Origin of the sequence: Desulfoluna sp., assembly GCF_030145185.1 — a bacterium.
Taxonomy (GTDB): Bacteria; Desulfobacterota; Desulfobacteria; order Desulfobacterales; family Desulfolunaceae; genus Desulfoluna.
On sequence record NZ_JAQYWB010000016.1, the window covers coordinates 72484 to 88481 of the forward strand.

A 15998-nucleotide genomic window follows, 5' to 3' on the forward strand; every position below is an offset into this window, starting at 1 on the left:
CTGGCTATGCTACGAAGACCCTAAAGGCATGTCAAGATGTTTTTGGCAATCCTAACTTTTTCAGCTTTTCATCACTGCATAATCATCATAAAATCTCTGCACCTCAGCCACTTCGCCAGGGCACAGAATCATTCCGGACTCAAAACAGAAGAAGCCCCACGCGGTAGGCCAGCATCCCCCAGACAAAGGAGAGAAGGGTGTAATAGGCCACCGTTCCCGCCGTCCACTTGATGGACTTGGTTTCAAAATAGATGACGCCCACGGTGGAGTAACATGGGATGGAAAACAAAATGGCAAAGAGAAAGGCCAAATCAGAGACGACAGGAAAATAGTCAAAAACCGTTGTCGCGACGAGTCGATGACACGGGTCCCCATCACCGCGGCGATATTGCAGCCAAACCCCATGAACAGAGGCATAAAGGACTTGCCATGGAGCCCGATGCGGTTCATGAGGACATCCGCGACATAGGCCATTCTCGGCAGATACCCGACATCCTCAAGGATCCCGATCAACACCAGGATTCCAAACACGAAGGAGGACATGCAGTCACGGACAGCACTCCACCGGTCCGCCCCCATGGCCTTCTCCACCAAACCGCTCAGCTTCGCATCCTGCTCTAAGAGCTTAAGCACCACCCAGTCCGGATGGTACCCGTCGGGCAGGTGATCCGCCACCTGCCCCTTTACCTCGTCGAAGGTATCCTGAAGCGCCCCGTCGATGCCCCAGGTCCCGGTTTCCATGGTGTCCCCCCGGGTGCTGCCCACTTCGATGGCTTCGATCAAATCGGCAACCCCCTCCTGTCGGGACGCTGTCATGGGAACCACACGAACCCCCAGGGCCGCCTCCATGTGTCCGACATCGATTCGTTTCCCCTGGGCTTCGGCCACATCCATCATGTTCAAGGCGATGAGCACCGGCACGTGCATGGACATAACCTCGGCCGCCATATAAAAGGAGCGTTCCAGCTGAGAGGCATCCACCACAACCACGATAAGGTCCGGTCGCTGCTCCACAATAAACTCCCGGGCGATCAGCTCTTCCTGGGAGTTCGCAGAGAGGCTGTAGGTCCCCGGCAGGTCCACCACGTTATACACGGCGTCGTCTGTCTCAAAAATGCCGCTCTTTTTTTCCACGGTCTTGCCCGGCCAGTTCCCCACGTGCTGGCTGGAGCCGGTGAGGGTATTGAACAACGTGGATTTTCCCGTGTTGGGCTGTCCCGCCACGGCAACGGTGAAAACCGGCTCTTGCACAGCTGCTGCTATATTCGACATAACGTTGGCTCTTTCCCTACTATGATTTTTCGCGCTTCACCGCGACCGATAGCAACCTGGGTGTCCCGCAGGTAAACAATGAGCGGCCCCACCTTGTAATTCTGGAGGACAACCACCAGGGCACCCGGCGTAAAACCGATACCGGTGGCCCTGCTGATAAAATGCCGCCCCCCGTTCAACTTTTTGATGCATACCCGATGGCCGGTCCCGGTTCGGTCCAACGAAAGTTCCTGACTCTTTTGTTTCATCTTCAAACCCCTTCCTGCAACTCGGGTTGCCTCTGAAATGCTGAACATAAAATACCTCGTCCAGAAGGTTTTTCCCATACTCTCCTCCGTCTCATACCTTAGCCCGGATATTTCATGAGAAAGCGATAGACTTAGGGAATATGCAGTTATTGTAATATTTTATTGTGGAAAATTCAGTTATTTCAAAAATACAAAATGCAATTCACGGTTATCTGTTCGCTTTTCTCACCCTTCGGGCGAGCCGGGTTAGGGAAGCGTTCATATGGGTGTCGGGGTCCTGTTTAACCTTGTTGTACTCATCGCAATACGTTTTCCCGACAAAGGAGACGCCCCTCCTTCACACCACACGAAATCTTTTTCGTTCAGACAAATTCATTACGGAATCTCAACACGCATCACAAGCCCTATGACGGTTTCTTGCTTTCCGGGCTATTCAAATGTCGGATGGGGGCATGCCATGACCCTGGATGGGCTCTAAAACCACGCCATGAAACGCCACCGGCCAGGGCCGAAGCCTTGGGTCCAATACCCCCATAAGACGTTTTGATACCCCAAAACGACATATCATGGGGCCGCGTATTGACGGGCATTTTTAAGACCTGTTAAGACTTTTTCTGGATCGATTTTTTGTCTTCCCTAACTTTCTTTTGATCGCAAAATAAATCAAGGTAGCCGGATGAACAGACTCAGCGCCAGACAACTCACGATCGCTCTCAGCATTCTCCTTATCGGTATCCTCCTCCCCTTGTCCTGGGTGCATGCCGACGACATGTCCGGACGGGACATCATGGTGAGGGTGAACGACCGCCCCGATGGGGACGACCGCATCGCCGAACTCTCCATGGTCCTGATTAACCGGAGGGGACGAGAACGTGTTCGTCAGGTGATCTCCTGGCGAAAAGATGATGGCAAAGACGCCCGAAAACTCATGCGTTTTAAAAAACCTGCAGATGTAGCGGGCACCGCCTTTTTAAGCTGGGATTACGATGACCCGGACAAGGACGACGACCGGTGGCTCTACATGCCCGCCTTACGAAATACGCGGCGTATCAGCGGTGACGCCACCAACGACTACTTTATGGGCACCGACTTCACCTACGACGACATGGGGGACAGGAATGTGGACGAAGACACCCACCGCCTCCTGCGGGAAGAGTCACTCGGGAAGACTCCCTGCTGGGTGGTGGAATCCGTACCTGTGGATCCCACCGACATGTACACCAAAAAAATCAACTGGATCGACACGGAGAAATACCTGCCCTTAAAAACCGACTACTACGACAAAGACGGGCATTTAAAAACCTACGCCGTCGACACCGTTAAGAACATCGAGGGGATCTGGACCGTCACGGCCATGCACATGGAAAACCACGTGGAACACCACAAGACCCTCATGACCTTTCGTGAGGTGCGCTATGACACCGGATTGAAAGAGAGCCAATTCAAGGTCAACGCTCTGTCCAGGGGGCTGCGTCGATGAAGGTGTTCCCTCTGGCCGTTGCCGCATGCGTGATAGGCCTGGCCGCGGTACCCTCAGGAGCAGGGCCCCTGCCCTTTGCCGGGTACTTAGAAACCCGCCATGCCGTCCAGGTGAAATCCCCCCGCGAATTCCTCGCCTCGGAGACGAGGCTGAGGCTGGAGGCTTTAGGCAGCCGGGACGAGGCCTCCTTTTTTGCCTCGGTGAACGCCTCGGAAAACCACCTCGGCGAGGCGTCTTCTGAGGTCCGGCTCCATGAGGGGTATCTGGATTATGCGGGAGACGGCTGGGATGTGCGAGCAGGCAGGCAGATCATCATCTGGGGCAACGCAGACGGCCTCCAGGTGACCGATGTCCTCTGCCCCTCTGACATCACCGAGTACGCCACCCGGGATTTGGATGAGATCCGCATGCCCATAGACGCCGTGAACCTCCGGTACACAGGCTCGGGCGACCTGACCGTTGAAACCGTCCTTATTCCCTTTTTCCAGCCAGCGAAGCTCCCCGAAACGGACAGCCCATGGCGCGTGGCTACAGGTCCCAAACCCACCCCCACCGAGCCGGACAAAACGCTCGAAAATGGCGAAGTGGGGGTTCGGGCGAGCTGGTTCCTTCCCGGGGTAGACCTCACCTTCTCCTGGGCTCGGCTCTGGAACGACCTGACCGCTCAAATCGCCCCAGGCACCGACCCCGACCCCTTCGGCTACCGGCGCACCTCCTTTGCGGGCATGACGGCCTCGGTCCCCTTAGGCTCCCTGGTGATCCGGGGAGAGGCGGCCTGGTTCTCCGACGGCTCGTTCCCCGCCGCAGAGCAAGGAACACCGGATGTAGAAAAGCCGCTTATTAAAGCCCTTGCAGGCTGCGACTGGTACCCAGGGGAGAACTGGACGTTTAGCGTTCAGGCCTTAGGAGAGCACATCGTCGGACACAACGGAGACACCCTCCAAGACGAAACCAGAGGCCTTCTCACCCTGCGGGTCGCCAAAAAGCTCTTCCGAGAAAAACTGGAGCTCTCCAACATGGGTTACCTCACCCTCAATGATCAGGACCTCTTCAACCGCTTCGAAGCGGACTATGAAATCACGGACGGCTTCCACGCCATGGCCGGGTCAGACCTCTTTGCAGGCACCCGGAGCGGCATGTATGGCCGCTACAAAGACAACACCCAGGTCTGGGTGAAAGCCAAGTACAGTTTTTAAAAAATCTCAGGAGACTATGCCATGCTCAACCTCATCAAAATCAATCACGCGTTCCACCGCATGGCGGAGACCATCGTCCGCCTGAGATGGATCAATATCCTTCTTTTTTTCCTCGTCACAGGCTTTTGCGTTACTGGCATGAAGCACATCCAATTCGACACCTCGTGGGACAACTGGTTCCTGGAAAATGACCCCATGAAAATGGCCGACGACGAGTTCAAATCCATCTTCGGCAACAACGAGTACGTGGCCGTGCTCGTGGAGGTGGAGGATGTGTTCACCCCGGAGGTGCTCTCCTTGATCCGGCAACTCGGAGCAGAGCTCAAGGCCAAGGTCCCCTTTTCCGATGACGTGCTCTCCATCACTGACTGCGAGTTCACCCAAGGAAACGAAGGAGGGCTCTCCATCTCGGATCTGGTCCCCGACCCGGTGCCCCAAAGCCTCGAAAAATTGGAAGCCATCCGTGCAAAGGCCCTGGCGCGGGAGCTTTTTGTCAACCGCATCGTCTCCGATGACTCGCGCCAGACCTGGATCCTCCTGCGCATGAAAACCTACCCCGAAAAATGGCGAAACGCAGAGAACATCGGACCGGATATCGCCGCAGGCACCATCGCCAGCAAAATCATCGGCCAGGCAACATATGCGTCTCTGAACCCCAAGGGGGCGGGGCTGCCCGTCCTCGCCTTTGACAAAACCGCCTTTTTCAAAAAAGAGACCGTCCGGAACATGGGCCTTTCCATCATCGCCACCGTCATCGTCCTGGGCCTGGCCATTCGGACCCTCACCGGGGTGATGCTCCCCATGCTCATCGCGGTTTCCAGCATTATCATCACCTTCGGCATCCAGGGGTACCTGGGGGTTAAAATCGATCCCTCCATGATCCTTGTGCCCATCTACCTGGGCCTTGCCGTGGCCATCGGCTACGCCATCCACCTCTTCGGCTTCTTCAACCGCCACATGGCAGAGACCGGGAAACGACGGGATGCGGTCTTTTTCGCCGTGTCCGAGTGCGGCTGGCCCCTTTTGTTCACGGCCCTCACCACCATCGGGGCTCTGCTTTCCTTTCACTTCGTCCCGGTACGGACCATCCGGTGGTCGGGCTCCACGGCCTCGACACTGGTGGGCATCACCTTTCTCCTCACCCTGGTGCTCATCCCCTCGGTGCTGAGCTTCGGCAAAGACCGCAAGCCCAAAAAAAGCAAAGCCCAGGGTCACACCACGGCACTGCTCAACGGCCTCAGCAGCAAAGTCCTTGCCCGGCCCACGGCCATGGCCGTCGCCTTTATGAGCATCTTCATACTCTGCAGTGCAGGCCTTCACCGCTTTGAGGTCTCCTTTGACATCATCAAAAGCTTCGGCCTGAAAATCCCCTACGTGGAAAAGATCTTCCACGTGGCCAACTCCAAGGTGGGATCCCTCTACTCCTACGACCTCACCGTCACCTTCCCCGAGGCAGGGGATGCCAAGGAGCCGTCCAACCTGGACACCTTTGCGGCCCTTATCCAGGAGGCCGAAGGGTATGAGCTCACCAAACGTGTCACCTCCCTCATCCCCATCATCAAGGACATGAACCGCTCCCTCCACAGCGGAGACGACGCCTACCATACCATCCCGGAAAATCGGCAGATGGTGGCCCAGCTCCTTCTGCTCTATGAAAACGCCGGCGGGGCCGAGGCGGAGAAATGGGTGGACTACGACTACCAGCGCCTCCGCATGCAGATCGAGATGGGGGATTACAACTCAGCAAAGGCAAAACGAGAGCTGGAAACCCTTAAAGCACGTGCCCAGAGCCTTTTCCCCGATGCCACCATCGGCCTGGCCGGCTCCATCGCCAAGTTCACCTTTATGCAGACCATTGTCTCCAAGGGCCAGCTCATCTCCTTTGCCATCGCCTTAGGGGTGGTCACCCTGCTCATGATGGTGGTCTTCGGCAGCGTCAAGATCGGCCTGATCGCCATGATCCCCAACATCGCCCCAGCCATGGCCATCGGCGGTCTCATGGGGTGGAGCGACATCCCCCTGGATATGATGACCATCACCATCATGCCCATGCTCTTAGGCCTTGCTGTTGACGACACCATCCACTTCATCAACCACTGCCGCCTGGAATTCCAGAGAACGGGCAACTACGAGACCAGCATCCGGCGCACTTTCAACACCATCGGGGTGGCCATCTGCATGACCTCGGTGATCATCACCGCCAATTTTTCGGTTTATACCACCTCGGTTGCCAAGGTCTACGTTCACTTAGGATTTCTCACGGGCATCGGTATCATGACGGCCCTGGCCGCAGACCTCTTCGTCACGCCGGTCCTTCTGCTGAAAATAAAACCCTTCGGGAAGGAGACCCCAACCGATTCCCAACCCAAGTGCCAGGCTGCGTAAAAAAAAGCCCCCGGCGCTGCTGCCGGGGGCCAAGCCCTTAATCAACGTCAATGGACTACGGCGCGACAAGCGATCCGTCTTCGCCTGCGGCGACGCCGTGACATGGGAGCAAAGCGCATCCGCAATGTCTCGCACCCCTCACCCAAAAAAGGGACCAACAACAGCCAGTCCCGAAGCATTAGCCCTAAACCAACGCCACGCCACCGCCTGACTTCTCTATGAATATCCTCACATTTCAAAGCTAATATTGATAAATTATTCAAATCGTGATCTACTAATTTCCGTTTCTCATTAGAACATCCCTGTCACATTGGTCTTTCTCATCCCCCACTTAACACCATTCAGTATCATCCCCTTTCCGGCTTATTTATTCCTTTTCCATACAGGAAGTTAAGAATCACCACAGCCCGGCAAGATATCTTCTTTATCTTTCTACATGTTGTGATCATGCCACAGCTAAGGCATGTTAGACTTTGGGCGGGAGGCACCGCCAGAGCATACAGGCAACACTACATCACCACTGGAGGAGTTTTATGGAGAGTTTTATAGGATTATTGGATAAAATTGACAGCATCATCTGGGGCGTCCCCCTTCTTGTTCTTCTCGTAGGGACAGGACTGTGGCTAACCATCTCCCTTCGAGGAATTCAATTCACCACCCTGCTTCACTCACTCTATCTGGCACTGATCAAACGGAAAGAGGATGGAGACGAAGGAGAGGGCGATATCTCCCACTTCCAGGCGCTGATGACAGCCCTGTCCGCCACCGTGGGTACCGGTAACATTGCCGGCGTGGCCACTGCCATCGCCATGGGTGGCCCTGGAGCCATGTTCTGGATGTGGGTGACCGGCCTGGTGGGGATGGCCACCAAATACGCCGAAGCTGTTCTGGCCGTTAAATATCGCGAAAAAGATGAAAACGGCAACATGTGCGGTGGTCCCATGTACTACATCACCACCGGCCTCGGATGGAAATGGATGGGGGTTCTCTTTGCCCTCTTTGCTTCCATTGCGGCCTTTGGTATCGGCAACATGGTCCAATCCAACTCCGTGGCTGACGCGGTGCATGCCACCTTTAACATTCCTGTGGGCGTCACCGGCGTGATCCTCATGATCTTTGTCGGGCTCGTGGTCATCGGCGGCATCAAGAGCATCGGTAAAGTCACCAGCGTGCTGGTGCCCATCATGATTGTCTTTTACGTGCTTGGCTCCCTCGTCATCCTCGTCATGAATGCAGGAGCCATTCCCGCAGCCCTGAGTCTCATCTTCACCCAGGCCTTTAACCCCACAGCGGCCACGGGCGGTTTCGCCGGTGCAGGCGTCATGCTCGCCATCCGTATGGGTGTGGCTCGCGGGGTCTTCTCCAATGAATCCGGCCTCGGCAGCGCGCCCATTGCGGCAGCAGCCGCTCAGACCAAACACTCGGTTACCCAGGCCCTGGTCTCCATGACCCAGACCTTTATTGACACCCTCATCGTCTGCACCATGACCGGCTTGGTACTCATCATCACCGGGGCCTGGTCCTGTGGTAAAAACGGGGCGGAACTGACCACCTTTGCCTTTCAGCAAGCCCTCCCCGGAGGGGGCCTCATCGTCACCATCGGCCTGATCCTTTTTGCCTATTCCACCATCCTCGGCTGGTGCTACTACGGTGAAAAATCCATTGAATACCTCTTCGGCGAAAAAGCCATCATGCCCTACCGTGTGGTCTTCGTCATCTTCGTCGGCATCGGCGCCACCCTCAAGCTCAATCTGGTGTGGACCTTAGCCGATATCTTTAACGGCCTCATGGCCTTCCCCAACCTCATCGCTCTGCTGGCCCTGACACCTGTCATCGTGAGTGAAACAAAAGACTACTTTAAAAATCACTACAAACAGTAAAGAAACAAGGCCCGAGACATCTTCGGGCCAGACGTCTCACTTTTTTTAAAAACCGCCCGGTTTCCATCAGGGCGGTTTTTTTGATTAAAACAGGCCGCGCCTGCCCCTGAAAAGAATTAGAGAGAGGACGAAAAGGACGGGGTGGTGAAATGAAAAAATCCGGGGAATGCGACAGAGGACAGGATGACGTTAAGGTAGGGTTACTGCTTGAGGTAGGGTTACTGCTTGAGGTAGGGTTTCAACGCTTTAAAAAAATGATCTGCCATTTTACTGTACCCACGGCCATTGGGATGAATCCGGTCAGCCATGAGGGCTGGTTCGCCCATGATCCCATGATAGATATTGGGCACCAGCACCGCCCCCATTTTGTCTGCCGTCTTCTGATACCCTCGCGTGAAATCTTGGCCCCAGAACGGAAGATCAATCCCCCCCAGAATCACCATGGCCCCCTCTGCCTGAAGAAAGCCAATAATGATCTCTAAATTCTGAAAGGTCACCTGCGACTCGACCCCATTTTTGAAATCGTTGCCCCCAAGGGTAATCAACACGACACCGGGATCATACATCACCACATCATCGAGCCTTACGATGGCACTTTCCGTTGTGTCGCCAGGGACCCCCAGATTAATGACCTCACGGCCGAGCCGAACGGAAAGTTGGGAAGGATAAGAGCCGTTCTGACCGCCACCGGTACCGAAGGTCAGGCTGTCACCGAAAGCGACGAGGGTCGGTTTGGAAGGGGGGGCATTACGAATAAACGAAGGGGCCTGGGAACGACAGAGAACCCCGCCCGCGATGAGCAGAAGAACGATACCCGCTATGATGATGCGCTTGTCCATACGCTCCTCGATTCAAAAGGAATCCGCCCAATCCCTATAAGGAAGGGGAGCGGTCGACCAATCAATCGGGTCCACAAACAGCAACAAACCGATACGGAGAGTCAACGTTCAACAACCATGCGATGCCGCCTTGAGCCACTGTTCCGGCCCAAGATCTCTGATTGGCAGGCACACGACATCCCATCATGGTACGATTCTCTGAAAGGATATCTCTATACAGGCTGGCGAATAAGGCGGGAAAAAGAACGTTCCACGACTTCAAGGCCGCTGCGGATGTTATTTTGAACCACCGTACGAACCCGCTCTTCATCCTTGGCCTTAATAGCGGCAAGAATCTGACCGTGCTCAAAAGAAAATTTATGGCAGTCGGTGATCTCCTGGCGATACAGATTGAGGAAGGTCTCGACAGATTCAATGAGCTTATACACAATGGTACACAGGTGAGGAAGCTTGGAGGCCTCATAGATGGTTCTATGAAACTGTCGGTCCAGGGTATAAAAATCAGCATCCACACAGGCCATTCGGCTGTGCAGCTCTTCTAATTCAGAAATTTTTTCTGGGGTGATATTATGAATCGCCTCAACGGCAAGTTGAGCCTCCAAATCAACACGAATGTCGAAAATAATGGAGATTTCCTTGCGCGAAGGAGGGCTGGCAACCACGGCCCCCTTATAAGGAATATTCTTTACCAGACCGGAACGGTCGAGCCTCATGAGAGCCTCTCGAATGGGGCCTCTGCCGATACCCAACTCCGTTTCAAGATCCGACAGCACGAGCCGGGTGCCGGGCAACTTAACACCCGTAAGAATAATATCACGAATCTTTTCATAAGCCACAAGGGACTTCATCGAAGATACATTGTTGTCCAAGGTTTTATCTCCTACCAATCAAAATCAAAGGTAAAGCAAATCAAAGGGGTCCTGCGCAATGCCGACCCCCCGAATAAATAACCCGTACGGACGGATTACCTTAGCCATTAAAGACTGTACGTACGGTAGAGGTGATTGGAATGATCAGCCAAGGCAAGACAACTCACATTAAACTTAATTACAAATACACCCATATTTATTTCGTACAGCAATCTTTGTCAAGGTGCAGATGCTTCAGTATGAGGCATTTTACCATCTCTGGCAACCGCCACAATCTCCCGCGCCAGCACATCAGCCGCATCCACACTGTGAATGGGTAGATTATCTCCGATAATCCCCAACTCCGTGCATCCGAGGATGCCAATCTCTGCACCCTTTGCTTCCAGATGGGAACAAATCTCTGCAAAATCTTTTCTTACTGCCTCTCCGGTCTCTCCGGCTTTCACACGGCGAATCACTCCCAGAAGCGTATCCTGAACCGGTGCATCCGGATACACGACCTCAACTCCCCTTGCGGCGAATCGGGTCTCATACAATTTTGTAATAAGAACAGCCGTCGAGGCAAGAACGCCCGCCTGCTTAATGCCAGGATTTTGAGACACCACCGTCTCCACCACCAGATCAATCAGGTGCACCACAGGGATCTTTACGGCATGGGCCACATCGTAATAGTAATGATGGGCCGTGTTGCAGGGGATCACAAGAAAATCCGCACCCCAGACCTCAAGTCGTTTGCCCATATCGGCCATACAGGCCCCGGGGTCTTCGCCATCTCCGTCGATAATGGCCTTCATCCGTGAGGGCACCTTGGGGTTGTTGTCCACGATACATCTCAGGTGGTCAATATCATCTGAGGCGGGGGTCAACGCAATGATTCGACTCATCAAATCCACGGTGGCTTCCGGACCCATCCCACCGAGAATTCCCGGTATTTTTTCCGTTCCAGTCTGCTGACACGTATTTTCCATATCGTCTCCCAATGGCCGGACACCTCATGGCTTGAGATTCCGGCACCACATCGTCCTTAATGACCCGGTCCTGTATTCATCAAGGGGAACAGGGTCGCCCTGTCGCGGCATCACTTCGAGCGGATAGCCCAATGGAGATGCCTGACGTTTTTTTCAACACATTCGACGTCTTCATAAACTAAAAAAGCCGGGATGGCACAAGGCCACCCCGGCAGGAAGCACAGGCTACACCGAAAAATCAGCGAGGTGCGTTCCTAAAGCTTACGCACGGAATGTATCCAGGTATGCGTAAAGTGCGGGAGAACCGCCGGTGTGCAGGAACAGAACGTTGGAACCTTCGGGGAAGGCACCATTACGTACAAGGCCGATGAGACCCGCTGCAACTTTACCGGTATAGACGGGGTCGAGGAGAATCGCTTCTTCACCAGCGAAGAGCTTCACCGCTTCTACCATGGCATCGGAGGGTACGGAGTATCCGGGGCCTACGTACTCGCCGTAGCACTTAACAGCGTCACGCTCAATGCCGCCTTTGATGCCGAGCAGCTCAGCAGTCTCCTGGGCCAGCTTGTAAACATTAGGCTCCTGATCGGCTGCAGGCTTGGATACATCGATGCCGTGAATGGGAATGCCCGCGTTGGTGCCAACCATACCGACAACCATACCAGCATGGGTACCGGCAGAACCAGAAGGAACAACCACATGGTCAATGGAAAGACCCATGGTGTTCAGCTGATCCATCATCTCTTCGGCACATGCGGCATAACCCATGGCGCCGATGGGGTTAGAAGCACCACCGGGAACGATGTAAGGTTTTTTACCGGCAGCTTTGAGTTCTGCTGCTGTTTTTTCCATTTCAGCCATCATGTCGGAACCCGCTGAGACAACACGCTTGGTTTTCACACCGAGCAGCTCGAAAAGGAAGTTGTTACCACTGGCATCTGCTTTGTAAGAACCTTTAACACGCTCTTCAAGAACAAGGTGGCAATCCATGCCTTCTTTGGCTGCCCAGGAAGCAGTCAGACGGCAATGGTTGGACTGAATAGCACCACAAGTAATAATGGTGTCGGCACCCTTTGCGATGGCGTCGGCAATGCAGAAATCAAGCTTACGGGTTTTGTTACCACCACCTGCTCCGGGGAGCAAGTCGTCACGCTTGATGAAAAGGTTCACTTTGCCGCCGAGGGCTTTGCTCAAGTTTTTCATGGGTTCGATAGGGGTCTGACCCTGGAGGTAACCACGACGGGGGAATTTAGTGAAATTCATTGTTCTTTAAGTCCTTACTATAAGTAATGAATATTAACCGGATCTATCTGCAAGGTCCGTCAATCGGGCGAGGTGGAAATCACCATCGCCCGAAACTCAATCTACTAAAGTGCGATAATAGCTTCCACTTCAATATCGGCGCCCAGAGGCAGTGCAGCCACCTGAAAGGCGCTGCGTGCGGGGAAGGGCTCAGGGAAATATTCCGCATAGACAGCGTTCACCGCCTGAAAATCAGCAATGTTTGCCAAGTATACAGTGGTCTTTACTGCTTTTGCAAGGGAAGTCCCTGCCTCTTTGGCAATAGCCGCCAAGTTTTTAAACGAGGCGTGGGCGCGTACCTCAATAGATCCCTCAGGCATTTTGCCTGTGGCAGGATCAATGGGAAGCTGACCAGAGGTAAAGAGGAGGCCGCCTGCTACCACAGCCTGGGAATATGGGCCGACAGCCGCAGGTGCATTGTCGGTATGGATTGCTTTTTTACTCATTATTTCACTCCATATTACACGTTATGTATAAGCGCCGATCTTGATTGGCGCAAGATATCAAATTTAAAACTCAGATCAATTAGAAGCCCATGGTTCGAGGCAGCCACATGACAATACTGGGAAAGTATGCCATCAGGAGAATCGCGCCGATGGTTACGGCACAGAACGGCAGGGCCTTGAGAGATATTTCCTCAAGACTCACCCCTCCGATACCGGAAGCGATGAACATGTTCTCACCCAGGGGCGGGGTGGAGAAACCAACACCGCAGCAGCAGACCAGGACCATACCGAAGTGGATAGGATCCACGCCGAGGCTTGTCATAATGGGAAGAAGAACCGGTGTGACCAGCATGATAATGGCCAGGGTCTCCATGAACATCCCCATAAAAAGGAGAAAAATAACAACCAGAAGCCAGATCAAGTGGACATCTGAGGTCAGAGCGAGAAGCTGCTCGGCAATCATGTCAGGAATGCGGTACTGCACCAGAAGACGCCCGAAAGCATAAGCGGTGAACAGAATAACCAAAACACGGCCGGTGAGCCAGCTGGTGGTCTCAAGTGAATTCATCAGCCCTTTAAGGGTCAGCTCTTTATAGATGAAGATCCCGACAAACAGGGTATAGAAAATAGCAACAATCGCCGACTCCGTCGGGGTAAACAAGCCGGAATAAATTCCGCCGAGAATAACCACGGGAGCCATAATGGACCAGAAGCCCTCTTTCATCGTAACGCCAACATGCCGCATAGAAAGAGGAGGCATGCCCTTGCCGTAACCCTTGCCACGGCAGCGAAACAGGTGAACCAGAATCAGGCCAAAACCGATGAGAAGGCCTGGCACAACACCCGCCATAAACATCTCAGTAATGGATTCCTGAGCCGTGACGCCGTAAATAACCATGGGAATACTGGGAGGAATAATGATCCCTACACCCCCTGAGGCGGCGGTGGCAGCAGAGGCGTAGCCGGGATCGTACCCGCGCTTGATCATGGCCGGAATCATCAGCATACCCACAGCGGCTGTGGTGGCCGGACCGGAGCCAGAGATGGCACCAAAAAAGATACACGCCAGGGTGGTAGAAATTGCGAGCCCACTGTCAAGCGTGCCCACCATGGATTCGGCAACCTTAACCAGACGCCTCGAAATACCGGCGCTTTCCATCAACGCCCCGGAGAGCACAAAGGCCGGAAGGGCCATGATGGGAAACTGGTTAACCGACGAAAAGGCGACCTGGACCAGAGTCGAGAGGTCCTGCCCCACGGTGAAGAAGGCCGCCATGGCCGCCACACCGAGGGAGACAGTGATGGGTGCACCCATTAAAAGAAGAGCACCGAAAGAAATGAACAGAATACTTGCAGCCGACATGTCCAAGTCCTCCTAAGACTGATCTGAATCAGAAATCAATTGTTTGGTTTCTTCAAGATCGACGGAATCCACATCCTTGAGTTCGATCTTAAGAATATACTTCATGATATCCACCTGAATAACTCGGATAGTCATCAAACCAAAGCTGATGGGAAAAATCCAATAAACATAAGCCATGGACCACTCAAGAGCCGGAGACATAAAGGGGAATTCAGTCAAATCTTGAATCACCTCGATACTCTTTTTAATCATCACCAGGTTGAACACGACCCAGATAACATCGGTCACGATCATGGCAACGTCCTCACAGATCTTGGGAAGGACCTTAAACTGAAGCATCACACGGTTGTGAGCAGCCAGTCGGGCAGCATAAGCAGCCCCGAAAAAAACAAACCAGACAAAAGCAAATCGTGAGATTTCCTCGCTCCAAGGAATCACATAATTAAAACAAACTCGAAGAGCAATCTGGAGAAATAGAATGATAACAAAAAAGCTAAGCAATAATTGGCACACATAGCTTTCAAAGTTATCAAGGAATTTTAGCAAATGCTTCACAAACATGGGGTTTAGTCTCCTCACCCGGTGGCTGGGTGCGCGGCGAAAGTCGATCCTCGTCTAACCGACCCTCGCCGCACCTTTTAATCAACGACTACTTCTTTCCAAGGGCCTTGACAACCATATCGAGGTTCTCTTTTCCGCCGATGAAATCGTAGTACTCAGGCCATACTTTATCGATGGCAAGTTGCTTCCATTTTGCTTCATCCTGAAGAACGCTGACCTCAACACCGTCTTTGATCATGCCTTCTTTGGCTTTGGCTGCTTCCAGGATCTGGTAGGCGATCCAGTACTGCTGGGTCTCCAGAGCAGCGCGCTGCAGGATCTCCTTGGTACGGTCATCCCACTTTTTCCAGGAACGCTCACCCACAATCATGGGCTGCAGTGAATACTGGTAGTGAACCTCAGTCAGGTAATCCTGAACTTCCGCAAACTTGGAGGTGTAGTTTACGATATAAGGGTTGTCCTGACCATCCACAACACCCTGCTGAAGAGCGGTAAAGGTTTCAGACCATGCCATGGGAACAGGGTTGGCTCCCCATGCTTTATAGGTAGCCATGAGAATCTTGTTCTGGGGGATACGAATTTTCATGCCCTTCACATCTGCAAGCTTATTCACGGGACGCTTGGAGTTGGTCATGAAACGAAAACTGGAGTAACCCCAGTGCAGGATGCGAAAACCACCCTTCTTGATGCAGAGCTGATTCCAGTGAGAACCCAAACCGCCAGTTGTTGCCTTGATCGCATCGTAGTGGTCTTCGATCAGGTAAGGCATGGTGAGGGTCCCGAGCTCTTTGACGAAAGGAACGGCGTTGCCAATCCCTATGTAGCAGAGATCCAGAGTCCCACGACGGGCATTCTGGAGCATCTCAGTTTCCGTTCCAAGCTGGCCCCCGGGGAACAGCTGCACTTCGATGTCTCCGTTGGATTCAGACTCGACAAGCTGCTTAAAAAAGCGTGCGCCATAGCCCTGGTCCGAATCGGGAGCGTCGCCCATACCCACACGGATAATCTGCTTGGCGGATGCACCCTGAACGGTCATCACCATAGCGAGAACTGCGATGGCGGTAATACAAAGTTTCCTGAACATCTCTTCCTCCTAACGTCGTTGTTGCAACAAGTTCCATCCTCCTTGTTGAGCGCCAGAACAAAAGTTATACGTTTTAAATGTCAACAATTAGCACCTTCAAAGAAC

General features: G+C 53.5%; 14 protein-coding genes. 4 read left to right on the plus strand and 10 right to left on the minus strand.

Translation table 11 applies throughout. From position 1 onward, the window contains the following. Positions 1 to 60: 60 nt before the first annotated feature. A complete protein-coding gene (locus Q1Q75_RS07005) occupies positions 61 to 1272 on the minus strand; it encodes a FeoB small GTPase domain-containing protein (RefSeq protein ID WP_300668623.1) in 1212 nt (403 codons plus the stop codon). Next, positions 1260 to 1520, minus strand: a complete 261-nt coding sequence (locus Q1Q75_RS07010; protein WP_300668625.1) for a FeoA family protein — start codon at positions 1518 to 1520, stop codon at positions 1260 to 1262. The genes Q1Q75_RS07005 and Q1Q75_RS07010 overlap by 13 nt, the downstream gene beginning before the upstream one ends. Before the next feature lie 676 nt (positions 1521 to 2196). Here Q1Q75_RS07010 and Q1Q75_RS07015 point away from each other — a divergent pair. From Q1Q75_RS07015 to Q1Q75_RS07030, 4 genes are all read left to right on the plus strand, one after another. Next, positions 2197 to 3000 carry an outer membrane lipoprotein-sorting protein gene (locus Q1Q75_RS07015; protein WP_300668626.1) on the plus strand — a complete coding sequence of 268 codons (804 nt, stop codon included), beginning with the start codon at positions 2197 to 2199 and terminating at the stop codon, positions 2998 to 3000. Further along, positions 2997 to 4196, plus strand: a complete 1200-nt coding sequence (locus tag Q1Q75_RS07020; protein WP_300668628.1) for a DUF1302 family protein — start codon at positions 2997 to 2999, stop codon at positions 4194 to 4196. Before Q1Q75_RS07015 ends, Q1Q75_RS07020 begins: the two co-directional genes overlap by 4 nt. A 21-nt stretch (positions 4197 to 4217) precedes the next feature. Then, positions 4218 to 6581: an MMPL family transporter gene (locus Q1Q75_RS07025; RefSeq protein WP_300668629.1), complete on the plus strand. Its 2364-nt coding sequence runs from the start codon at positions 4218 to 4220 to the stop codon at positions 6579 to 6581. Between the two features lie 533 nt (positions 6582 to 7114). Continuing rightward, entirely contained in the window at positions 7115 to 8461 is a 1347-nt protein-coding gene (locus Q1Q75_RS07030; RefSeq protein WP_300668630.1) for a sodium:alanine symporter family protein, read from the plus strand. Between the two features lie 218 nt (positions 8462 to 8679). Here the strand turns inward: Q1Q75_RS07030 and Q1Q75_RS07035 are convergent, their stop codons facing one another. From Q1Q75_RS07035 to Q1Q75_RS07070, 8 genes are all read right to left on the minus strand, one after another. Continuing rightward, complete coding sequence (locus Q1Q75_RS07035) at positions 8680 to 9300, minus strand: GDSL-type esterase/lipase family protein (protein ID WP_300668632.1); 621 nt, start codon at positions 9298 to 9300, stop codon at positions 8680 to 8682. Between the two features lie 212 nt (positions 9301 to 9512). Further along, on the minus strand, positions 9513 to 10169 hold the full coding sequence (locus tag Q1Q75_RS07040; RefSeq protein ID WP_300668634.1) for a GntR family transcriptional regulator: 657 nt from the start codon (positions 10167 to 10169) through the stop codon (positions 9513 to 9515). A gap of 218 nt (positions 10170 to 10387) precedes the next feature. Next, entirely contained in the window at positions 10388 to 11137 is a 750-nt protein-coding gene (locus Q1Q75_RS07045) for an amino acid racemase (protein ID WP_300668636.1), read from the minus strand. Positions 11138 to 11398: 261 nt separating this feature from the next. Further along, positions 11399 to 12400, minus strand: coding sequence for a D-cysteine desulfhydrase (locus tag Q1Q75_RS07050; protein ID WP_300668637.1), 1002 nt, complete (start codon positions 12398 to 12400; stop codon positions 11399 to 11401). 104 nt (positions 12401 to 12504) lie between these two features. Then, positions 12505 to 12885 (minus strand): RidA family protein, encoded by a 381-nt coding sequence (locus Q1Q75_RS07055; RefSeq protein WP_300668638.1) that lies wholly within the window; start codon positions 12883 to 12885, stop codon positions 12505 to 12507. 79 nt (positions 12886 to 12964) lie between these two features. Beyond that, positions 12965 to 14248 (minus strand): TRAP transporter large permease, encoded by a 1284-nt coding sequence (locus Q1Q75_RS07060; RefSeq protein ID WP_300668639.1) that lies wholly within the window; start codon positions 14246 to 14248, stop codon positions 12965 to 12967. Positions 14249 to 14260: 12 nt separating this feature from the next. After that, positions 14261 to 14809 carry a TRAP transporter small permease gene (locus tag Q1Q75_RS07065; RefSeq protein WP_300668641.1) on the minus strand — a complete coding sequence of 183 codons (549 nt, stop codon included), beginning with the start codon at positions 14807 to 14809 and terminating at the stop codon, positions 14261 to 14263. A gap of 88 nt (positions 14810 to 14897) precedes the next feature. Then, on the minus strand, positions 14898 to 15893 hold the full coding sequence (locus tag Q1Q75_RS07070; protein WP_300668643.1) for a TRAP transporter substrate-binding protein: 996 nt from the start codon (positions 15891 to 15893) through the stop codon (positions 14898 to 14900). Positions 15894 to 15998 lie beyond the last annotated feature (105 nt).